18 protein-coding genes are annotated in these 21,156 nt (G+C 40.1%); all 18 read left to right on the top strand.

The genetic code is table 11. The annotated features are described in order from the left end of the window. The first annotated feature begins 312 nt into the window (after positions 1-312). The 18 genes from JN11_RS07430 to JN11_RS07345 all read left to right on the top strand — a co-directional run bounded on the left by JN11_RS07430 (position 313) and on the right by JN11_RS07345 (position 21,114). Positions 313-1,053 carry an isoprenyl transferase gene (locus JN11_RS07430; RefSeq protein ID WP_144911216.1) on the top strand — a complete coding sequence of 247 codons (741 nt, stop codon included), beginning with the start codon at positions 313-315 and terminating at the stop codon, positions 1,051-1,053. Between the two features lie 63 nt (positions 1,054-1,116). Continuing rightward, positions 1,117-3,672, top strand: a complete 2,556-nt coding sequence (gene bamA, locus JN11_RS07425; protein ID WP_144911214.1) for an outer membrane protein assembly factor BamA — start codon at positions 1,117-1,119, stop codon at positions 3,670-3,672. 16 nt (positions 3,673-3,688) lie between these two features. Beyond that, positions 3,689-4,219 carry an OmpH family outer membrane protein gene (locus JN11_RS07420; protein WP_144911212.1) on the top strand — a complete coding sequence of 177 codons (531 nt, stop codon included), beginning with the start codon at positions 3,689-3,691 and terminating at the stop codon, positions 4,217-4,219. A gap of 54 nt (positions 4,220-4,273) precedes the next feature. Further along, a complete protein-coding gene (locus JN11_RS07415) occupies positions 4,274-4,789 on the top strand; it encodes an OmpH family outer membrane protein (RefSeq protein WP_144911210.1) in 516 nt (171 codons plus the stop codon). 65 nt (positions 4,790-4,854) lie between these two features. After that, complete coding sequence (gene murI / locus JN11_RS07410; protein ID WP_144911208.1) at positions 4,855-5,688, top strand: glutamate racemase; 834 nt, start codon at positions 4,855-4,857, stop codon at positions 5,686-5,688. A gap of 157 nt (positions 5,689-5,845) precedes the next feature. Continuing rightward, positions 5,846-6,355 carry a type 1 periplasmic-binding domain-containing protein gene (locus tag JN11_RS07405; RefSeq protein ID WP_144911206.1) on the top strand — a complete coding sequence of 170 codons (510 nt, stop codon included), beginning with the start codon at positions 5,846-5,848 and terminating at the stop codon, positions 6,353-6,355. Positions 6,356-6,378: 23 nt separating this feature from the next. Continuing rightward, a complete protein-coding gene (locus JN11_RS07400; RefSeq protein ID WP_144911204.1) occupies positions 6,379-6,882 on the top strand; it encodes a hypothetical protein in 504 nt (167 codons plus the stop codon). Between the two features lie 243 nt (positions 6,883-7,125). After that, positions 7,126-8,196, top strand: a complete 1,071-nt coding sequence (nuoH, locus tag JN11_RS07395; RefSeq protein ID WP_144911202.1) for an NADH-quinone oxidoreductase subunit NuoH — start codon at positions 7,126-7,128, stop codon at positions 8,194-8,196. A 99-nt stretch (positions 8,197-8,295) separates the two neighbouring features. After that, positions 8,296-8,880, top strand: coding sequence for a 4Fe-4S binding protein (locus JN11_RS07390; RefSeq protein ID WP_144911200.1), 585 nt, complete (start codon positions 8,296-8,298; stop codon positions 8,878-8,880). Then, the gene (locus JN11_RS07385; protein ID WP_144911198.1) at positions 8,877-9,425 is read left to right on the top strand and encodes an NADH-quinone oxidoreductase subunit J family protein; all 549 of its coding nucleotides are present in this window, start codon (positions 8,877-8,879) and stop codon (positions 9,423-9,425) included. Before JN11_RS07390 ends, JN11_RS07385 begins: the two co-directional genes overlap by 4 nt. Then, a complete protein-coding gene (nuoK, locus tag JN11_RS07380) occupies positions 9,422-9,727 on the top strand; it encodes an NADH-quinone oxidoreductase subunit NuoK (RefSeq protein WP_144911196.1) in 306 nt (101 codons plus the stop codon). The genes JN11_RS07385 and nuoK overlap by 4 nt, the downstream gene beginning before the upstream one ends. Positions 9,728-9,729: 2 nt before the next feature. Next, positions 9,730-10,266, top strand: a complete 537-nt coding sequence (locus JN11_RS07375; RefSeq protein WP_144911194.1) for a TonB-dependent receptor plug domain-containing protein — start codon at positions 9,730-9,732, stop codon at positions 10,264-10,266. A 2-nt stretch (positions 10,267-10,268) separates the two neighbouring features. Further along, positions 10,269-12,386, top strand: coding sequence for an NADH-quinone oxidoreductase subunit L (gene nuoL / locus JN11_RS07370; RefSeq protein WP_170227710.1), 2,118 nt, complete (start codon positions 10,269-10,271; stop codon positions 12,384-12,386). A gap of 9 nt (positions 12,387-12,395) precedes the next feature. Beyond that, positions 12,396-14,000: a complex I subunit 4 family protein gene (locus JN11_RS07365; RefSeq protein ID WP_144911192.1), complete on the top strand. Its 1,605-nt coding sequence runs from the start codon at positions 12,396-12,398 to the stop codon at positions 13,998-14,000. 106 nt (positions 14,001-14,106) lie between these two features. After that, the gene (locus tag JN11_RS07360) at positions 14,107-16,056 is read left to right on the top strand and encodes a DUF4139 domain-containing protein (RefSeq protein ID WP_144911190.1); all 1,950 of its coding nucleotides are present in this window, start codon (positions 14,107-14,109) and stop codon (positions 16,054-16,056) included. Between the two features lie 4 nt (positions 16,057-16,060). After that, the gene (locus tag JN11_RS07355; protein WP_144911188.1) at positions 16,061-17,572 is read left to right on the top strand and encodes an NADH-quinone oxidoreductase subunit N; all 1,512 of its coding nucleotides are present in this window, start codon (positions 16,061-16,063) and stop codon (positions 17,570-17,572) included. Positions 17,573-17,678: 106 nt separating this feature from the next. After that, positions 17,679-18,986, top strand: coding sequence for an ammonium transporter (locus JN11_RS07350; protein ID WP_144911186.1), 1,308 nt, complete (start codon positions 17,679-17,681; stop codon positions 18,984-18,986). A 154-nt stretch (positions 18,987-19,140) separates the two neighbouring features. Further along, positions 19,141-21,114: an amidohydrolase family protein gene (locus JN11_RS07345; protein ID WP_144911184.1), complete on the top strand. Its 1,974-nt coding sequence runs from the start codon at positions 19,141-19,143 to the stop codon at positions 21,112-21,114. Positions 21,115-21,156 lie beyond the last annotated feature (42 nt).

Below are 21,156 nucleotides of genomic sequence, written 5' to 3'. Positions count from 1 at the left end.
TCTTCGTGCGGGATTAACGCTGCTGAGTTAGTATCCTCATCAAAAAGCACTAATCTCTGATCTCCAATTACTAAGCTTTGGCACTGAAAACAGTGCCAAATTTTCTTTTCTGTCTGGATACTAAAAAAACTACAATTAAGTTTTACCTTTGTCACCTGAAAAAATGGGCGTTTGCATAAAAAACTACGCCAATTTGGGCTGATTTTAACTGGTTGATTGAGCAAAAGCAAATAATATAAGGTACGTTATTAGCAGAATTATAAAAATAACGTGTTTTTTTTAAGCCATAATTGTGGCTTTAATATCATTACAATGGGATATAGGGATCAGATTGATTTGTCGAAATTACCGCAGCACATAGCCATCATAATGGATGGTAATGGTCGCTGGGCAAAGGAAAAAGGCAAATTAAGGATATTCGGTCATCATAATGGGGTTATTTCTGTAAGGGATGTGGTTGAAGGTGCAGTGAACCTCGACCTGAAATACCTTACATTATACACCTTCTCTACCGAGAACTGGAACCGGCCAAAACTGGAGGTAATGGCTATTATGGAATTAATGGTAAGCACTATTCATAAAGAAATAAAAAACTTTATGGAAAAAAACGTGCGTCTTAATGCAATTGGCGATTTGGGACTGTTGCCTGCGAAGTGTTATAATGAGTTGCAAAATGCTATCGAAAAAACTTCAAATAACACCGGCCTGGTACTTACGCTGGCTTTAAGCTATAGCTCGCGCCGCGAAATTTTGCGCGCAGTTAAAAATATTGCCGTAAAAGTGCAGCAGGGCGAATTAAATGCTGATGAAATTGATGAAGCTGTTTTTGAAGATAATTTATATACACAAGGCATGCCTAATCCTGAATTGCTGATCAGAACCAGCGGTGAATTCAGGATAAGTAATTACCTGCTTTGGCAAATTGCTTATGCCGAATTGTATTTTACGCCCAAATTATGGCCCGATTTCCGCAAGGAGGATTTTTACGAAGCGATACTTGATTATCAGAAACGGGAGCGCCGTTTTGGGATGACAAGTGAGCAAGTAAACTAAATTTTTACTTTTAACACTTTTTAACAACTGTATAAATTATTTTTAGCCCACTAAAATATTCGAATGAATAAACTTCTTTTTGCTATTCTTTTCTCTGTATTGAGTACGGCCGCATTTGCCCAGATATCGAACCAACCACGGTTTTCGCTTTCTAAATCAGCCCTGCCGGCTGATAGTTTGAGTTACCTGGAACCAAAAGATTATATTATTGGTGGGGTAACCATCAGTGGTACTAAAAATCTGGACAAAGATGTATTGCTTACCATATCAAAACTAAACAAAGGCGACCGTATAAATTTACCGGGTGAGGCTAATGCTAATGTTATTAAAAATATGTACAGCCAGGGTTTATTTGATGATGTTCAATTGTTCATCACCAAAATAAACATGGATACCATATATCTTGAAATTGCAGTTGTTGAGCGTCCGCGTTTATCACGTATGCACATTACCGGCATACGCAAAGGCGAAATTGAAGATGTACAGAAAAAATTATCTGATAAAACAGGCAAAATTGTAAACGAAAATTTACTGAGTACCACTACGGCCATTATTAAAAAGCATTTTAACGAAAAAGGCTTTTTAAATACTACCGTTACCATTAAGCAAAAGAAAGATCCGGGAGATGCTAATAGCGTAATATTGGATGTGAAGGTTGATAAGAAGCAAAAAGTAATGATAACGCAGGTTACTTTTGAGGGCAACTCCGCTTTTTCGCAAAAGAAACTGGCTAAATATTTAAAAAAGACCAGAACCAGAAAATGGTATAATTTATTTGGCTCTAAAAAATTCAAGCAGGATAAGTACGAGGAAGATAAGCAGAATCTTATTACCCAGATGCAGGATAAAGGATACCGCGATGCCGAGCTGATAAGTGATACTGTTTTTAAAACAGGTGAAAATACTGTTGGTGTAAAGATTAAACTTTTTGAGGGCCATAAATATTTCTTTGGTAACATCAAATGGTCTGGCAATGCCAAATATCCGGCAGATGTATTGAACAGGATATTTAAAATTAAAACAGGTGATATTTTTAGTGAGGATGAGTTAAACAAAAGGTTAACGGGCCCAACGCCTAATAACGATGACGTTTCATCATTTTACTTAAATGATGGTTATTTAACCTATCAGGCAGATCCGGTTCAAACTAAAATTTATCATGATACGGTTGATTTGGACATCAGGGTTTATGAAGGTCCGCAGTATACCATTAACCGGGTTATTTTAAAAGGTAACGACGTAACCAATGATAAAGTGGTTATGCGTGAAATAAGAACCAAACCGGGACAGAAATTTAATAAAGAGTTATTAATACGCAGTACCCGTGAAATTGGACAGCTGGGTAACTTTGACGAGCAGAAAACAGAGCCTAAGCCTACCAATATTAACCCGCAGGACGGAACGGTTGATATCGTTTATAACGTGGTTGAAAAACCATCAGACCAAATTGAGTTATCAGGCGGTTTTGGTGGCGGTCAGCTGGTTGGTACGTTAGGTTTAACGTTCAACAACTTCTCTATACGTAACATCTTCCACTTAAAAGATTACAAACCATTGCCAAAAGGCGACGGACAGAAATTAAGCTTAAGAGGCCAAACCAGCGGACGTACTTACCAAAACTATTCGTTTACATTTTCGGAGCCATGGTTAGGTGGTAAAAAACCAATTTACTTTGCGTTTTCTGCTTATACACAATTAAGCTCAACCGGGCAATATTATGCACCAACCAACCCGCTTTACAATAAATTAAGAATAAATGGTGCAGGTATAACATTGGGTAAACGTTTAAACTGGCCTGATAACTACTTCCAGTTAAACTACTCTTTAAACGTTGACCACTATAATCTGGATAATTATACCGGTTACCTGTTCCAAAACGGTACCTCGTATAACATCAAGTTTACACAGGAGTTACAACGTAACTCATTGGATGTGCCTATTTATCCAACAACAGGCTCAAACATTAAGTTAACCATACAGGCTACACCTCCATACTCGTTATTTAATAATATCAACTACCAAATAGCAACTCCTGAAGAACGCTATCATTTTGTTGAGTATTACAAATTTAAATACGATGCACAATGGTTTACCAAATTAGCAGGTAAGCTGGTATTAATGTCGCAGGTTAGGTTTGGTTTCCTTGGTCAGTATAACTCAGAGGTTGGTCCTTCACCGTTTGAAAGGTTTAAACTGGGTGGTGATGGTATGCAGAGCTACCAGTTTTTACAGGGTAGTGATATCATTGGCTTAAGAGGATACCAGAACTTTACTGTTATCCCGGTAGGAACAAATTATAATGCAACTACTAACCCGGGAAGTTCTATTTATGACAAGTTTACCTTTGAGGTAAGGCACCCTGTTATACAAAGCCAATCAGCAACAATATTTTTGTTAGCTTTTGCTGAAGGCGGAAACGTGTGGAATAGTTTTGATAACTTTAACCCGTTTGATGTTAGACGCTCGGCAGGTATTGGAGCGAGAGTGTTTTTACCTATATTTGGCTTGTTGGGTCTTGATTATGGCTATGGTTTTGATGCTATACCGGGTATACCGGGTGCAAACAAAGGCCAGTTTAGCTTTTCAATCTCTCAGAGTTTAAATGGCGGGTTTAATTAACAGCCACAAAAAATAAATGAAGCGGATAATTTTAATACTGGCTTTTACGTTACTAACATTCGCTGCGGCTACTGCGCAGCGATTTGCTTATGTAGATTCGGACTATATTTTAAAGCATATGCCCGAATATGCATCTGCCCAAAAGCAGTTGAGTGCGCTATCGGGCCAGTGGCAAAAAGAAGTGGATAGCCGTTACCAGGAAATTGACCGTTTATATAAGGCTTATAATGCCGACCAGGTTTTGATGACGCCTGATATGAAAAAACGCCGCGAGGCTGAAATTGCCGATAAAGAAAAATCAGCTAAAGATTTTCAGAATCAGAAATTTGGGCCGGGTGGTGAGTTGGAGCAACGCAGTAACTCCATTATTAAACCTATACAGGATAAAATGTCAAAAGCCATACAGGCTGTTGCTGAAAGTGATGATCTGGATATGATATTTGATAAAAACAGCGAAGTGATTATGCTATATGCCAATCCGCGCTATGATAAGAGTAATGAAGTGATCACCAAGCTTGGTTTGAAGCCTGGTGCTTTTGCAAAATAAATTTTTTTAGTAATAATAAACCCACTATTTTTAAACACAGAACAAAACAAAAAAATGAAAAAACTATTTAAAGTTGCTTTAGTTGCAGTAAGCATGTTATTTGTAGGCAACTTTGCGAAAGCGCAAACCAAAATTGGTTATATTAACTTTGGCGCACTGGTTACGCAAATGCCTGAGTATAAAACTATCAGATCGCAGGTTGATATTTACCAAAAACAATTTATCGATCAGCTTACTGCCATGAACACAGAATTACAGGCAAAGGGTGGCGATTACCAAAAAAACCAGGCTACTATGACTGATGCAGCACGCACAGCCAAGCAAGCAGAATTACAGGACATCCAAAAGCGTATGCAGGATTATCAAAATGATGCCCAGCAAAAAGTTGATGCCAAAACCAACGAGCTTTCAAAACCTTTAATTGACAAAGCACGTGCAGCAGTTGCTGATGTAGCTAAAGAAAAAGGTTATACTTATGTATTTGATTCATCACAAGGTTCTCCTTTGATTGTATCTCCTGAAGGTGATGATCTGTTAGCAGCAGTGAAATTGAAATTAGGCTTAAAATAATATTTTAATTGTAAACATTTAAAAAGCGCACGGATTACCGGGGCGCTTTTTTTATTTTTGTTAAAATGCTGAATAAACAACCTATCGGGATATTTGACTCGGGCTATGGCGGCCTTACCGTTTTCAAATCTATTTTAAAAGAATTACCGGAGTACGATTATATGTACATTGGCGATACCGCCCGTGCACCCTACGGTAATCGATCTTTCCAAACCATACACCAATACACCTGGGAATGTGTGCAATGGTTGTTTAACCAGGGCTGCCAGTTGGTAATACTGGCATGTAATACCGCTTCGGCAAAAGCGCTGCGTACCATACAGCAGCAGGACCTTAAGGTTTTTGAAGATCCATCCAAGCGGGTTTTAGGTGTTATACGCCCCACTGCCGAAGTGATTGGTGATTATACCCAAAGCAAAGAGATTGGAGTGCTAGGGACCCGGGGAACGGTACAGTCGGGATCGTACCTGATAGAGATTGATCATTTTTTTTCGGAATTGAAGGTTTATCAGCAGGCCTGTCCATTGTGGGTACCAATTATTGAAAATGGCGAGCATGATAAACCTGGCGCAGACTACTTTGTAGAGAAGTATCTGGAACAAATACTGACACAATCGCCCAATATTGATACGCTGTTGCTGGCCTGTACGCATTACCCTTTATTAATGCCTAAAATAAAAGCCTTTTTATCACCGGATATAAAAGTAGTGGGGCAAGGTGATATTGTAGCTAAAAGCCTTGTCGATTACCTGCAACGTCACCCTGAAATGGAAAGCCGCCTTACCAAAAACGGTACACAACAATTTTATACCACTACAGATGATACTGCTGATTTTGATCACTACGCCGAGATATTTTTTGAAGCGCCGGTGAGATCGGGGTATGCAGCGGTGGTGTAAGGAAACTGATAAGGTAGGAAAATGCTAGGCCCGCAAATAAAACTATTTACAGGCTTTTGGGATTATTTAATATATTTATCGCAGTAAATAATTTCAACCGTAACCATAAGCAAATATTTCCGTTTCACTCCTCCGGGAATACCCCGTTTTTCTAATCATGAATAATAAAGTGTCATTTACAATTATTGCAATTTTGTTTCAAAGCCTGTTTTTCACGTCTTGCGTAAGCACGAAAATTACATCAAATAAGGATGCCAGCTTTAACAGGAAGCTAAAGAAGATCTACGTCATTTGTAATTTAGGAAAAGATGTCAGTAACTTCAATGAAAGACTTTTTGAAGGAGTTAAAAAAAAGTTTACCGAAAACAATATTACGATTGATGGATTTGTCCGCAATCCGGTTGCATTAGAAACAGATGAAGACGTCTTAAATAAAATAAGAAGTTATGATCCCGAAGCTTTAATGATAATTAAGCAAACGCATGTTACTTATTATAATGGCGGACCTGGTGGGGGTGTTTTTGAGGTTAGTTTAATTGATAAGGTGAGTCAAAAAAATATTTGGAAGAGCGAAATTGATGTAACCGGACCGTGGTGGGACGAAGATACCTCTGATTCGATTGTTAAGAAACTGATTTTAAAACTGAAGGAAGACCAAATTATTTAATAACCATTTGCATACTAATTTACATGAAAAAAATTCACCATTTTGGGTTAATGCTAATACTCGCAATCACCTTTAACTCTTGTGCAACGGTAAATATCATTTCAAATAAGCAAGCTGGTTATACAGAACATCCGCATAAAATATATTTAACAGTAAACTGCACATCCGAAGGAAAGATATTTTGTTCCGGCTTGGCCACAGGCTTAAAAGACAGGTTTGCACAAAAACAGGTACAATCGGAAATTTATCTTCGCGATGCCTTATCACTTGAGAATGATGCCGACATAAATAAAAAAATTATTGACTATAATCCAGATGCTGTTTTGATGATAAAGCAAACTATTACCGGTGAGAAACTAGGCACTTTTGAACTGACATTGGTTGATGTGCACACACACAAGAATGTTTGGAAAAGTCAATTAGATATTACCGCCGGTAATTATAGCGATTTGAATGATCCCGGTACGATCGATAAAGGTTTGAAAACCGTAATCGATAGACTCGTTGAGGATAAAATTATACCTTAAAACAGAAAAGGGTAAGCTTGTTACTTTCAATAAATCATTAAAAAATTGGAATATCAGGCTTTTGATGGTTTGTAGCGGACTACCCTGTATGGAAAATATTTAATCAGCGTTGACCGTCTCCACGTGTTCATTTTTGAACGCATGAAGACAGAAAAATAATTTTATCTATCAACTTAGTCAAGTATTCAATCTGGGCAACTCCGTAACACAAAAATCATTAAGTTTGCAGCTTAAGTTAACGTGTTGAATTTTTACCTTACATATTTCTTTATTGCGATAGGCCTGTTTGCTTTTTCGGCCATGTTTGCATTGTTTGGTGTATATGCTGAGCGCAAGGTATCTGCCTTTATTCAAGACAGGCTTGGTCCCACTGAAACGGGTAAATACGGCAGCCTGCAAACCTTTGCAGATATTTTAAAGATGCTGCAAAAAGAGCTCATTATCCCTGCCGCGGCAGATAAGGTGTTGTTCATGATGGCTCCTGCTATCATCTTCATTGCCGTGTACATGGGTTTTGCCGCGCTACCCTGGGGGCCGGGATTAATTCCTTCCAAAATCAATTTAGGGCTTTACTATATTTTTGCTATTATTTCTGTTGAAACCCTGGGCATACTTATGGCCGGCTGGGGATCAAACAATAAATATGCTATACTGGGTGCTATGCGCTCGGCGGCGCAGATCATTTCGTACGAGATTCCGGCAGGGTTTGCTATAATATCGGTAGTGATGATTGCCCAAACGCTGAACATGCAGGACATTGCCATGCAGCAAGGCATCTTATCACTCGAAAAAATAAAATTTGCAGGCTTTTGGGATGTAACCAAAATAGGAGGCTTTTTCTCGTGGAATGTTTTCCGTGCACCGCATTTGCTTATAGCTTTTGTAATTTATTTTATAGCCTCACTGGCCGAAAGTAACCGTGCACCTTTTGACATTCCGGAAGCTGAATCAGAGCTGGTGGCCGGTTTCCATACCGAATACACCGGATTAAGGTTTGCGCTGGTTTTTCTGGCAGAATATAGCATGATGTTCCTGGTATCAATGGTGGCTGTGATCCTGTTCCTGGGGGCATGGAATACACCGCTGCCTAACATATACGGGGTTCAGTTAGCCAACTGGACAACCGGCACCGGATGGGGCATTTTATGGATAGTATTAAAAACGCTTACCCTGGTAGGCATACAAATGTGGATACGGTGGACATTGCCCCGCATGCGCGTAGATAAACTAATGGCCCTGTGCTGGAAGGTATTGACACCCCTGGCTTTTGCCTGCATGCTGGCATCTGGATTATGGAGGTTATTTTTAATGTAGTTCATTAGTTCACCAGTTTATTAGTTCATTAGCGCAAAGTTTAATATGCAGCTGAACTAACAAACCAATGAACCAATGAACCAATGAACAATTGAACTAATGAACCAAATAATAAAAGGTTTTACCACTGCCTGGACGGGATTACGAATCACGCTGCGGCATCTTTTTGCTTCGCACCGCAAGCGGGAGATTTTGCCTGCAAGTGATGCTAACTACTTTAAGCAACTGGAAGGAACCAATACTATTCAATATCCACATCAAAAACTGCCCATCCCCGAGGTGGGCCGTTACCAATTGGATGTGGAGATGGACGATTGTATAGTGTGTGATCTTTGTGCAAAGGTTTGTCCCGTTAATTGTATTGATATTGAGGCTATAAAAGCTACTGAAGCTATTGGACAAACGTCAGACGGTACTACCAAGCGGCTTTATGCTGCTAAGTTTGATATCGACATGGCCAAGTGCATGTATTGCGGCCTGTGTACCATAGTTTGCCCAACCGAATGTATTGTGATGACCAACCAATACGATAAAAGTGTAGTGGAGCTAAAAGATCTTACTTACCAGTTTTCGGACATGACGCCAGAAGTAGCAGCGGAAAAGCGCCGCGAATTTGAGCAACAGCAAGCTGAAAGGCAGGCAGCTAAATTGGCGGCTATGCAGAAAAAGGAGGGTGGCGCATGAGCTTAGTTCAGGCATTATTTTATTTGATGAGTTTTATAGCACTGGCTTCAGCAGTGTTTGTGGCGGCTACTAAAAACCTGGTGCGCTCGGTATTTATGTTCTTTATTACGCTGTTTGCCCTTGCCGGACTGTATGTTTTGGCCCTGGCAGATTTTGTGGCGATAACCCAGATAGTAATTTATGTAGGTGGTATTCTGGTACTCATCCTGTTTGCGTTTATGCTCTCGGGTAAAGAAACCTTGAATGTGATAGCACAGCAACGCAGGCAATTTATCAGCCTGAGTAAATTACCTGCTATTTTACTGGCTGTACTATTTTTGATTGTATTGATTAATATGATATTTAAGGTTGATGCCGATCATTTAGGGTGGATCAGTCAATCTATCCAAACAAAAAATGTAATTGAGCCGGAGGCGGCAACTACCGAAAATATTGGTGTGAACCTGATGACCGGCTACTTATTGCCTTTTGAGGCAGTATCGATATTATTAATGGTGGCACTGGTTGGTGCAGCACATTTATCACGGAAGGAGGCGCAGCAATGATATCTTTAACTGATTTTTTATTAGTTAGCGCCGCATTGTTTTGTATTGGCTTGTACATGATTGTATCCAAACACAACGCCATACAAATACTGATTGGGATTGAACTTATGCTGAATGCAGCCAACTTAAACCTGGTGGCCTTTGGTAAATACGATAAACTAAATAACGGCGGACAAATGTTTGCCCTTTTTGCCATTGTACTGGCTGCCGCAACAACAGCGGTGGCATTGGCCATTATTTTAAACGTTTACAAGAAATATAAAACCATTGATCCGGACAGGATTGATAAACTGAGAGATTAAATATGAAAAAGCTTATCGGTTTACTGGGTGTTTTATTTTTGGCAACCTCTATGTTTGCACAGACTAATCCTGTTAAAATAGCTGATACGACAAAGGTGTTTTTACGCGATAAATATGCTGATAAAAAACCATTGTATGTCATAAACGAAAGGGTAGGAGATTCAATAAAAGATATTAATCCTAATGATATTCTCAGTATAAATATATTAAAAGACGTAGGTGCTACAGCGTTATATGGCGAAAAAGCAAAAAATGGCGCTATAATAATTGTTACAAAAGAGTTTGCAGTCAAAAAATATCAGGAGAAGTTTAGCGCGTTTTCTAAAAAGTATAAGGGATTTTTGAGCAGGTACAAAATTGACGATACCGATTTTCTTTACATATTGAATGGTATACCGCTGGATAATAAAAGTACCAACAGGATAAAAGTACTTTTTGAAATACCCGATAATGCGTTACTCTCTATTAATTGCATGAGTCCGTTTGCAAACGGAATGGATAACAAACAACCACTTATAATTATTACATCGAAGCAATAACCTTGAATAATTTTTTACAAGCCATAGATACCTTAACCATCAAATTCGCGCTAACGGCGGTATTGCTGCCATTGCTTGCCTTTGTATTTAATTTTTTGTTACCCGGCAGAAAAAGCAAACTTGCAGGGTGGATTTCTACTGTGGCTATATTATTCAGTGCGGTTTTATCGGTATCGGTATTTGCAAAGGTTTGGAATACCGGCCATGTGGTGCATCAGCAGGTTATTTGGTTTACCATTAGTAACACCGTTGTTTATGCAGGCGTTTTGTTAAATAACCTTTCGGCGTTGATGCTGTTATTGGTGCCGGTTATAGCTTTGCCGGTGCATATTTACTCAACCGCCTATATGAAGCATGATGGTAACCTCAACCGTTATTTCGCCTATTTGAGTTTGTTTTGCTTCAGCATGCTGGCTTTGGTAGTGGCTGATAACCTGGTATTGTTCTACGCATTTTGGGAGTTGGTAGGCTTTTCATCTTACCTCCTTGTTGGTTTTTGGTTTACGCGTGATAAAGCTGTACAGGCCAACAAAAAAGCCTTCATCATGAATAGGATAGGGGACATAGGTTTGTTAACAGCCATTATTATCCTGTTTACCATGTTTCACACGTTTGACATCGAAAAGCTTTTCGGTGCTGGGAATCTCGTAAGCAAATCCACAACAATAACAGCTAAAGTTATATTAACTGGACACGCGACGACTTATTCATCCTCGTGGATACTATTTGCCAACTCGGGTAATACTGCCCTACCGATTATCTGGCAGTACATTGCCTTTGCTGGGATATTTTTAGCCGTTGCGGCAAAGTCTGCACAGTTTCCGCTGCATACCTGGCTGCCCGATGCTATGGAGGGGCCAACATCTGTATCAGCATTGATCCATGCGGCAACTATGGTGGCTGCGGGCGTGTTTTTGCTGGCAAGGGTTTATCCGCTGTTTAACGATACTGAACTTACCATACTGGCTGTTATAGGTTGCTTTACGGCTTTTATGGCGGCCAGCATCGCACTTACGCAGACCGATTTGAAACGGATCCTGGCCTATTCTACCATATCTCAATTGGGATACATGGTAATGGCAATGGGTATTGGGGCTTACACCTCGTCATTGTTCCATTTGGTAACACATGCTTTTTTTAAATGCCTGTTGTTTTTGGTTGCCGGTATTGTTATCCACCAGATGCAACACATTAAGGAAGACAACCAGCTCGACATCGACCCACAAAATATTAATAACATGGGCGGGTTGCGTAAAAAGCTGCCCTTTACCTTTATTGTGGCCATAATTGGCGGCCTGGCTTTAATAGGCTTGCCGTTTACATCGGGTTTTCTATCTAAAGACAGCATCCTGATCCAATCATTTCAATGGACCGATGGCCGCAGCGGCGTTTTTAAACTGGTACCCATTGTTGCTTTGCTTACCACCTGGCTAACCGCATTTTATGTTACCCGCCTTATTGTAAAGGTGTTTTTTGGTGAATTAAGACTACTACACATAAAACCCGGCATTAAGCTTCATTTAAGCGATGGCAACTGGCAGTATAAATTGCCCCTGGCATTTTTAGTTATCGGCTGTGTGTTCTCATTATTCTCCATCAACCCGTTTTTATACGAACAAGCCTGGATCTTTAAAGGATTTGCTGCTAACGGCGGCCTGGAGCGCGAAAACGTTTACCATTCGCTTGTACCCATCGGGGTAAATATTTTAAGCGTATTGGTGATGTATGCGGCTTATGCGGTGTATGTAAAACGTAAAGCCAATCCATTTCCGCAAAAAGGGGTATTGTTCAATTTGTCGTTCAATGCCTGGTATTTTGATGCTATTTATAACCAAATAATTGTTAAGCCTGTTTTGGTTTTAAGCCGGTTTGCTTTTTGGTTTGACAGGCGTGTGATTGATGGATTTGTTAATTTGCTTGCAAAGGCGGGCCTTACCCTGGCAAAACTTTCTGCCTGGACAGATCGCTATATTGTTGATGGCTTTTTACATTTGCTGGTTGAAATTGTGCGGATAATAAGCAGCTTTTTCCGTGTGTTTCAGGCGGGTAAGGTGCAATATTATTTATTTAGTATGCTGGTAATTATACTGGCTTTGTTTATTTTGAAAATTGTTATTTGATTCTGCCAAATGAATATCCTGACCCTACTCATATTTACGCCCATCCTGTTCGGATTAATCATTGCGCTAATGCCATCAAAATGGCGTGGCAGTTTTAAATATATTACCCTGCTGGCTACACTGGTTCAATTGGGTATGGGCATCTGGATCTATTGTAACTTTAAGTCGGGCGCAGCTTTTGGTGGTATTAATCACGAAGGGCAGTTTCAGTTTATGCAAAAACTCCCCTGGATAAACCTTGACCTGGGTACCATGGGTAAAATGCAGATTGATTATTTTGTGGGGATTGATGGTATTTCGGTTACCCTGTTACTAATGAGTTCGGTGGTGATGGTAATTGCGGCCCTGGCCTCATGGGAAATCACCAGTAATTTAAAAGGCTTTTTTGTATTATTTTTAATATTGGATATGGCTGTTATCGGCGTATTCTGCTCATTGGATTTCTTCCTGTTCTATATTTTTTATGAGTTGATGTTGTTACCGCTGTATTTCCTCATCGGGATGTGGGGCGGTGCAAGGCGGGAGTATGCAGCTATCAAATTTTTCCTGTACACGCTGTTCGGTTCGGTATTTATGTTACTGGTGATGATCGGCCTTTACTTATCTGTAAAAGATCCGGTAACAGGTAATCATACTTTTAATATCATCCAGATGATGAATCCTGCAAATTATGAGCAGGGATCGGTATTTTCGATTTTAAGTCATCAAACCTTATTTGGTATACAGGCACGTACGGTAGGATTTATCATCCTGTTTATTGCCTTCGCCATAAAGGTACCTGTGGTGCCATTACACACCTGGCTGCCTGATGCACACGTGGAGGCTCCAACGCCGGTATCTATCATCCTTGCGGGTATATTGTTAAAGGTAGGCGGTTACGGTATTATCCGGGTATGTGTAAGCATCTTCCCTGATATAGCTTCGGCTAATGCGTACTGGCTGGGATTATTGGGGATCATATCTATTTTATATGGTGCCTTAAATGCCCTCGCCCAAAAAGATTTAAAACGACTGATCGCTTACTCATCTGTATCTCATATGGGTTTTGTTTTGCTCGGGATAGCTTCATTTACTACCGAAGGTATCAGCGGAGCAGTAATGCAAATGGTTAGTCACGGGTTTTTATCAACCATGCTGTTCTTTTTGGTGGGTGTGGTTTACAACCGCGTGCACGACAGAGGTATCAATCACTTCAGGGGATTGGCCACCATTATGCCTAAATATACGGTGTTTGTGATGATAGCTTTTTTTGCATCATTAGGTTTGCCGGGCTTCTCAGCATTTATTGCCGAAGCTTTTTCGCTGGTGGGAGCCTTTAAATCGCCATCGGTAAATGGTCTTTTACCTTATTGGATGGCCGTTTGTGGCTCGCTGGGTATATTATTGGGAGCTGCCTATTTTTTGTGGACGCTGCAACGCATGTTTTTTGGCCGGTTGAACTTAAAAGGCGGTTCTGTTTGGCGCATAGCCTTAACGGACCTCAACCTGCGCGAAAAAATAGCTTTGGCGCCATTGGCAATAATTGCTTTAGTTTTGGGTATTATGCCATCGCTGGTATTTGATAAGATCAATGATTCGGTATTGGCATTGGTGCAGTTTATGCACTTAAAATAAATTTTTTTCTGCTTTATGGAAAAGCAGCTCTCTACGCATCTTTTGGTTAAACGGTTCAGATAAAAGGAACCGGAGTTAATTGAATCATTTACTTAATAACCAAAAGATGATGCGTAGAAAATTATTAATGGTTGCCTGCCTGATGATGATGGCGGCGGTAACCAAAGCAGAAGGCGATCAGAAGATTGCTTCAAAAGTTCAAAAAGTGATAGTGTTTTTAAATGGCGCACAGGTAACGCGTACAGCAATGGTAAATGTAAATGCAGGCACATCTGAATTGGTTTTTTGGGGGATTTCTCCGGGAATTGATGTGCAAAGCATACAGGTACATGCCAATGGCGATTTTACTATCCTTTCTGTTAAGAACGAAATAAATTACCTTGATGAACAGGTGAAGCAAAAGCAGGTAGAAGATTTAAAGGCGCAACAAAAAGCACTTACGTACAAAATCAACCTGCAAAACAGCCTTTTATCTGTTTATCAGGAAGAGGAAAGTATGCTTGTAAAAAATCAGGTAGTTACCGGTGAAAATGCAAGTCTTGATGTGATCAAATTAAAGCAGGCCCTTGACTTTCAAACAGCGCGTCTAATTGAACTTAAAAATAAGCAACACGGAATAAGCGACGAAATTGCGTTGCTGAATGCAGATCTTCAAAAATACGATAAACAGATAGCCGACATACTTAAAGGCAGCAGTACAGCAACCAGCAACATCCGGGTAACTATATCATCTAAAGTGACCACACAGTCGGAGTTTACATTAAATTATGTTGTGCATGATGCCAGTTGGTATCCTACTTATGATATCAGGGCCAAAGACGTAAATAGCCCGGTGAGTATATCATACAAGGCAAACGTATCACAGCAAAGTGGTGAGGACTGGAAAAATATTAAGCTTACCTTATCAACAGGTAACCCAACAGTTAGCGGCAACAAGCCTGAATTAAATCCCTATTACCTGAATTTTGGGATGTATTATGGTAATAATACCTCCAATACGGTTACCAAAGTTAGTGGTATAGTAACCTCTGGTGATGATGGTCTGCCACTTCCCGGGGCATCTATAAGGGTAAAAGGAACAACCATTGGAACAGTGAGTGCCACTAACGGAAATTTCTCAGTGGAGGTACCATCAGGAGCACAAACTATAGAAGTATCTTTTGTTGGTTACGACAAGATGGAATATCCGGTTACCTCAGGTTATATTAATGCAAGGCTCAATGCGAGTACAAGACAGTTAGGCGAAGTGGTGGTTACGGGTGCACTAGGGGTTAACCGTAAAGCTAAAGAGCTTGGTTATTCGGCTGATAGTGTTAGCCCAAGTTATTTAAATGGTTTGACTGGTAAAGTTGCAGGGGTGGTTGTTGGCGGTGCACCTGGTGCAGCTTCAAGGGTTTTGATAAGGGGAATTGCCAGCAATCCTGTCGAAGTAAATCAAATTGAAAACCAAACCAATATAGAATTTAACATAAAGGACCCATATTCAGTGCCTAGTGACGGGAAACAATATACTGTAGAGATTAACCAGCTGGATTTAGATGCAACTTACCAATATGCCGTAGCGCCTAAATTAAGTACAGATGTATTTTTGTCAGCAAGGCTTACCGACTGGAATAAATATAATTTCCTGTCTGGCGAGGCAAACCTGTTTTTTGAAGGTACTTTTATTGGTAAATCATTATTAAACACCAGTGCTACAACCGATACGCTGAATTTATCATTGGGCATCGATAAAAATATTGTTGTTACCCGCACTTCTTTAAAAGATCTCACCGAAAAGCAAAGCTTCGGCTCAAACAAAAAAGAAACAAAAGACTGGTTGATTGAGGTAAAGAACCGCAAAAATCAACCTGTAAATTTATTGGTGGAAGATCAGGTGCCGGTTTCGCAAAATTCATCTATAGAGGTAGAGACACAGGATGTTTCCGGCGGTAAATCAGATCAAACAACCGGCAAGGTTTCATGGAACTTAACGCTGAAACCATCCGACGATAAAAAACTAGAATTAAAATATCAGGTTAAATACCCTAAAAATCAAACTGTAATAGTTCAATAATAAAATGCATAATCTGTTACCATTTTTATCCGCTTCAATCACCAATGTTTTGGGCAGCATCCCGTTTTTTTTGCCCGAATTTTATTTGGCTGTTTTGTTTATTGTGGTAATGGTAACAGATTTGCTTTTTGGCAAAAGCTCCCAAAACCTTTGCCGAATAGTTGCCTGTGCAGGCATTTTATTAGTGATACAGCGAGATTATCAGCAAATTCAACTGTTAACCATCGGTGGTTTGGCTAATGGTCATTTCTTTTTTGGCGATATGTTGCTGCTTACCCGCACCGGTATCAGTTTTAAGCTGATTGTTGATATTCTGGCATTTATACTGCTGCTTTATTTAAGCTGGGATGATAAGCTAAGTGCTCATCCAAAAGGATTATCAGATCTGTACACCATAACTATCGGTTCCATATTCGGACTGCATTTAATGATTATGGCGGTAAACCTGCTATCCATATACGTAGCCATCGAAATGGTTTCTATAGCCTCGTACCTCATGGTAGCTTACCGGTCCGAAAATGCATTCAGTACCGAGGCTGGTTTAAAATATGTGCTGTTCGGCGCGGCAGCATCAGCAATAATGCTGTATGGCATATCGCTTTTATATGCCTTTACCGGTACACTTAATTTGTTTACAGGCAACCTGGTTGCAGGCTTATCTCATGTAAATGAGGAAGCTGCCTGCTTTGGCCTGGTGTTGGTATTAATTGGTATAGGTTTCAAACTATCATTCGTGCCCATCCATTTTTGGGTGCCCGATGTGTATGAAGGTGCGCCAACCCCGGTTACGGCCTGGCTATCAACCCTACCAAAAATTGCTGCATTTGCCTTGCTCATTAACTTTTTAACCCCTTTTATTAATTACCAGCAATGGCATGCTTTTGATTTCAGGCTGATACTGTCTGTAATCAGCATTATCACCATGATAGCCGGTAACTTTGCCGCGGTAATGCAAAATAATGTTAAACGAATGCTGGCTTACTCCAGCATAGGGCATACGGGCTTTGCCTTAATGGCAATTATTGTATTTAATACTATCGCATTTTCATCGTTGACTTATTACCTGGCTGTTTATGGCATTGCTAATATTGCTGCCCTGGCATTGGCTACTTATTTTAACAACGTAATAGGCACCGAAAACCTGGAAGGTTACAAAGGAATGGGACATAAATATCCAATAGCATCTGTTTGTTTTGTGATTATTTTAATTTCATTAACGGGGATTCCGATATCAGCAGGCTTTACGGGCAAGTTGTTTGTTTTCTCTTCAGTATATGGTATTTACCAGCAAAGTCATGATATAATGTTGCTGTTATTGTTAATTACAGGGGCTCTTACCACGGTGGTATCATTGTTTTACTATATTAAAATTCCACTGAATTTGTTCTTAAAAAGGACTGAAATTAGTTCAATATCGCCTATAAAATCATATAATGTACTTGTTTTGTGTGTATTTGTGTGTTTTTTAATTGTTTTGTTAGGTATTTTCCCTGATTTTATACTTAAAGTGTTATAAATCTGTATTTTCATATCTTTTTCAATAAAAATTAATATTTATTTCGTTTTTATATACTTTTTATCATAATTTCAGCCCGTTATAAATTTATAGGCCTGAATTTGCGATGAAGCGCTATTTTCCATTCTTTTTAATTTTAGTTGTTTTAGCTTTAACCTTCCTTTTTCCATCGGTTGAGCTCCATAATGCCGGTAATCCTCATTTTGATACGGGTGATATTGCCTGGATGCTAATGTCGACCGCGCTGGTTTTGATCATGACACCCGGACTAGCCTTTTTCTACGGAGGGATGGTTAACAAAAAAAACGTGATCTCAACCATGCTGCAAAGTATAGTATGTATGGTTATCATTACCGTAATATGGGGCATCTTTGGTTTTAGCCTGGCCTTCGGCGAAAGTTTTCATGGTATTATTGGCAATCCGTCTACCTATTTTATGATGAAAGGGATGCTGGGTAATGCTACCTGGAAACTGGCACCAACTATTCCTTTGCTATTATTTGCCATGTACCAGTTAAAGTTTGCCATTATTACCCCGGCGCTTATAACCGGCGCATTTGCCGAGCGTATCCGCTTTAACTCTTACATTATATTTCTGGTCCTTTTTTCCATCTTCATATTCTCGCCGCTGGCACATTCAACCTGGCATCCCGATGGCATCCTGAATAAATTGGGTGTGCTTGATTTTGCGGGGGGCACGGTAGTGCACATGTCGGCAGGCTGGGCAGCGTTGGCGTCGGCATTATATTTGAAAAGAAGAAACGAGCCTAATCATTCACCTGCACGCATCACTTATGTAATGATAGGTACCGGACTTTTATGGTTCGGCTGGTTTGGTTTTAACGCAGGCTCGGCCTTTGGTGCCAACCATCTGGCGGTTACCGCGCTGGCAACCAGCACCACAGCATCAGCAGCGGCAGGTTTAACCTGGATATTTTTTGATATGCTTTTGGGTAAAAAACCATCAGCAATGGGTACCTGTATTGGCGCCGTAGTGGGCCTTGTAGCCATTACACCGGCTGCGGGTTACGTTTCTGTGCCGCACTCATTGGCTATAGGGATCATCTCGGCCGTAGTAAGTAACCTGGTAGTAGAATGGCGCACCCGTACCTCAATTGATGATACGCTTGATGTATTTCCATGCCACGGCGTTGGCGGTATGGTTGGAATGTTATTGACAGGTGTTTTTGCAAGCCAGAACGTAAACGCAGGCAATACCACCGGTAATGGTTTGTTTTTTGGCCAAACGCATTTGTTTTTTGTGCAATGTATTGCCCTTGTGGGCGTATCCATATTTGCCTTTTTTGGATCATTATTATTATTAAAAATCACTGATATGATATCGCCATTGCGCGTATCAAAAGAAGAAGAAATTATAGGCCTTGACATAAGTCAGCATGGTGAAAAGTTATAGTTAATAGTCAGTTTCAGTTTTTCTTTTACTATGTAGGCCCGGGTATTTATATCCGGGTCTTTTTTGTGGGAGAAGTCCACGCTCCGCCACTAATTTTTCATCCTACTCAATATTCTTTTCTAAAAATTAATATATTGCATTATAAACCAGCCTTATGAAGAGATTATTATTGCTTTTAAGCTCAGCGGGATTAGTGCTAAATGCCGGTGCACAAAACCTGACCGCTGATAGCGGTGTTTTTTTGCTGCATAAATTTGAAAAGAACATCGGTAAAGAAACCTATCATCTTACTAAAAGTAAAGATAAGATAACCTATTCGGTCGATTTTAAGTTTACTGACCGTGGGTCGCCGGTTCCTTTAAAAACGGAATTGAGCCTTACTCCGGCATTACAGCCATTGTCATTATTCCTTAATGGACGGGTTGCACGTTCAGCCACCATAAATGATAGTATTACCATAAAGGGAAACAGTGCATCTATAAAAGTGGATGACTCTACCTTCACCAAAAATATTGACGCTTTAACTTTTCCTATTGCAGGTTATGCACCCGGTACCGCACAGCAGGTATTGCTGCAGTTTTGGAAAAAACACCATAACCCGACCAGTATAAAAATATTGCCAGTGGGTGCTGTACAGATAAAAAAGGATGGGGAGGATGAGTTAAGCTTTAACGGCAAGCCTCTTTTGCTGGATAGGTATACCATTAGCGGATTAATTTGGGGCAATGAATTGGTTTGGACAGATAAAGCAGGTAATTTAATATGCCTGATAACCAATGATGCTGAAGCAGATAAGCTGGAAATGATGAGCGAACAATACGAAAGCCTGTTGCCCGAGTTAATTGCGAGGGCTGCAGGTTATAGCATGCGTTTGTTTACCAGTGCCGTACCGACACAAACAGCCGGTGATAAGGTAATTGCTATTGTTGGTGGCACCCTGGTTGACGTGGTTAATCAGAAAACAATACCCGATGCCGTAGTGCTGGAAGAAAATGGGGTGATAACCCAGGTTGGTAAAGTAGGCGGAGTGACTATACCAAAGGGTGCAAAAATTATTGATACTAAAGGCAAAACCATACTACCGGGTTTGTGGGATATGCATGCCCACTTTGAACAGGCCGAATGGGGGCCGGCGTACCTTGCAGCAGGTGTTACTACCGTGCGCGATTGCGGTAACGAGTTTGAATACATAAATGCCGTAAAAAAAGCCATTGATGATGGTAAAGGGATTGGTCCGCTAATATTAAAGGCTGGTATTATTGATGGTAAGGGCCCGTATGGACTGGGTGTTATTCAGGCTGATACTAAAGAAGAAGCTATAAAAGCGGTTGATCGTTATAAAGAAAACGGATTTGTACAGATTAAGATATACAGCTCTGTTAAACCGGCAATTGTAAAGGCTATTTGCGATGAGGCGCACCGGCTAAACCTAACCGTAACCGGGCACATTCCCGAAGGTATGACTTTACAGCAAGGGGTTGACTCCGGTATGAACATGGTTAATCACATCACCTATGTTTACTCCATCATGAAACGGAATAAAGACAGGTCTATTGATTTTAACGATTCAATAAGTGTAGCAGCGATTAAATTTATAAAAGATCATCATGTGGTGATTGACCCTACGGTTGGTGTTTTTGAGATGGAGTTTCGCTCAACCAAGGACGATATTACAACTATGGAACCTGCATTTTATACGCTGCCATTACCTTTACAGGCCTTGTTTAAAGATACTGGGATGGATCCGACCCGTGCAGCTAAATTCAGACTGATGTACCAAAGTTTGCTTAAAATATTAAAAGTACTTTATGATAATGATGTAACTATTGTAGCCGGTACCGATCAGGGCTTCCCAGGGTATAGCCTCGATCGTGAATTGGAGCTTTATGTTGATGCAGGTTTAACGCCTATGCAGGCTATTCAAACTGCTACAATAACACCAGCCCGGGTAATGAAGGTTGATAAGCAAAGCGGATCAATTGAAACAGGCAAGCAGGCCGATTTAATAATTGTTGATGGCGATCCGTTAAATAACATAAGGGCTATCCGTAATGTAACACTGGTAATTAAAGCAGGACATGTATATGAGCCTGTAAAGCTTCATCAATTGGTAGGTTTTACTAAATAATTGAAAAATATTTTGCTGTGTTGAGGCTTTTTTAAATATTTT

Source organism: Mucilaginibacter frigoritolerans (assembly GCF_007830615.1).
In the GTDB taxonomy this organism is placed as follows: Bacteria; Bacteroidota; Bacteroidia; order Sphingobacteriales; family Sphingobacteriaceae; genus Mucilaginibacter; species Mucilaginibacter frigoritolerans.
This window is presented reverse-complemented; position numbering and strand designations above follow the sequence as displayed.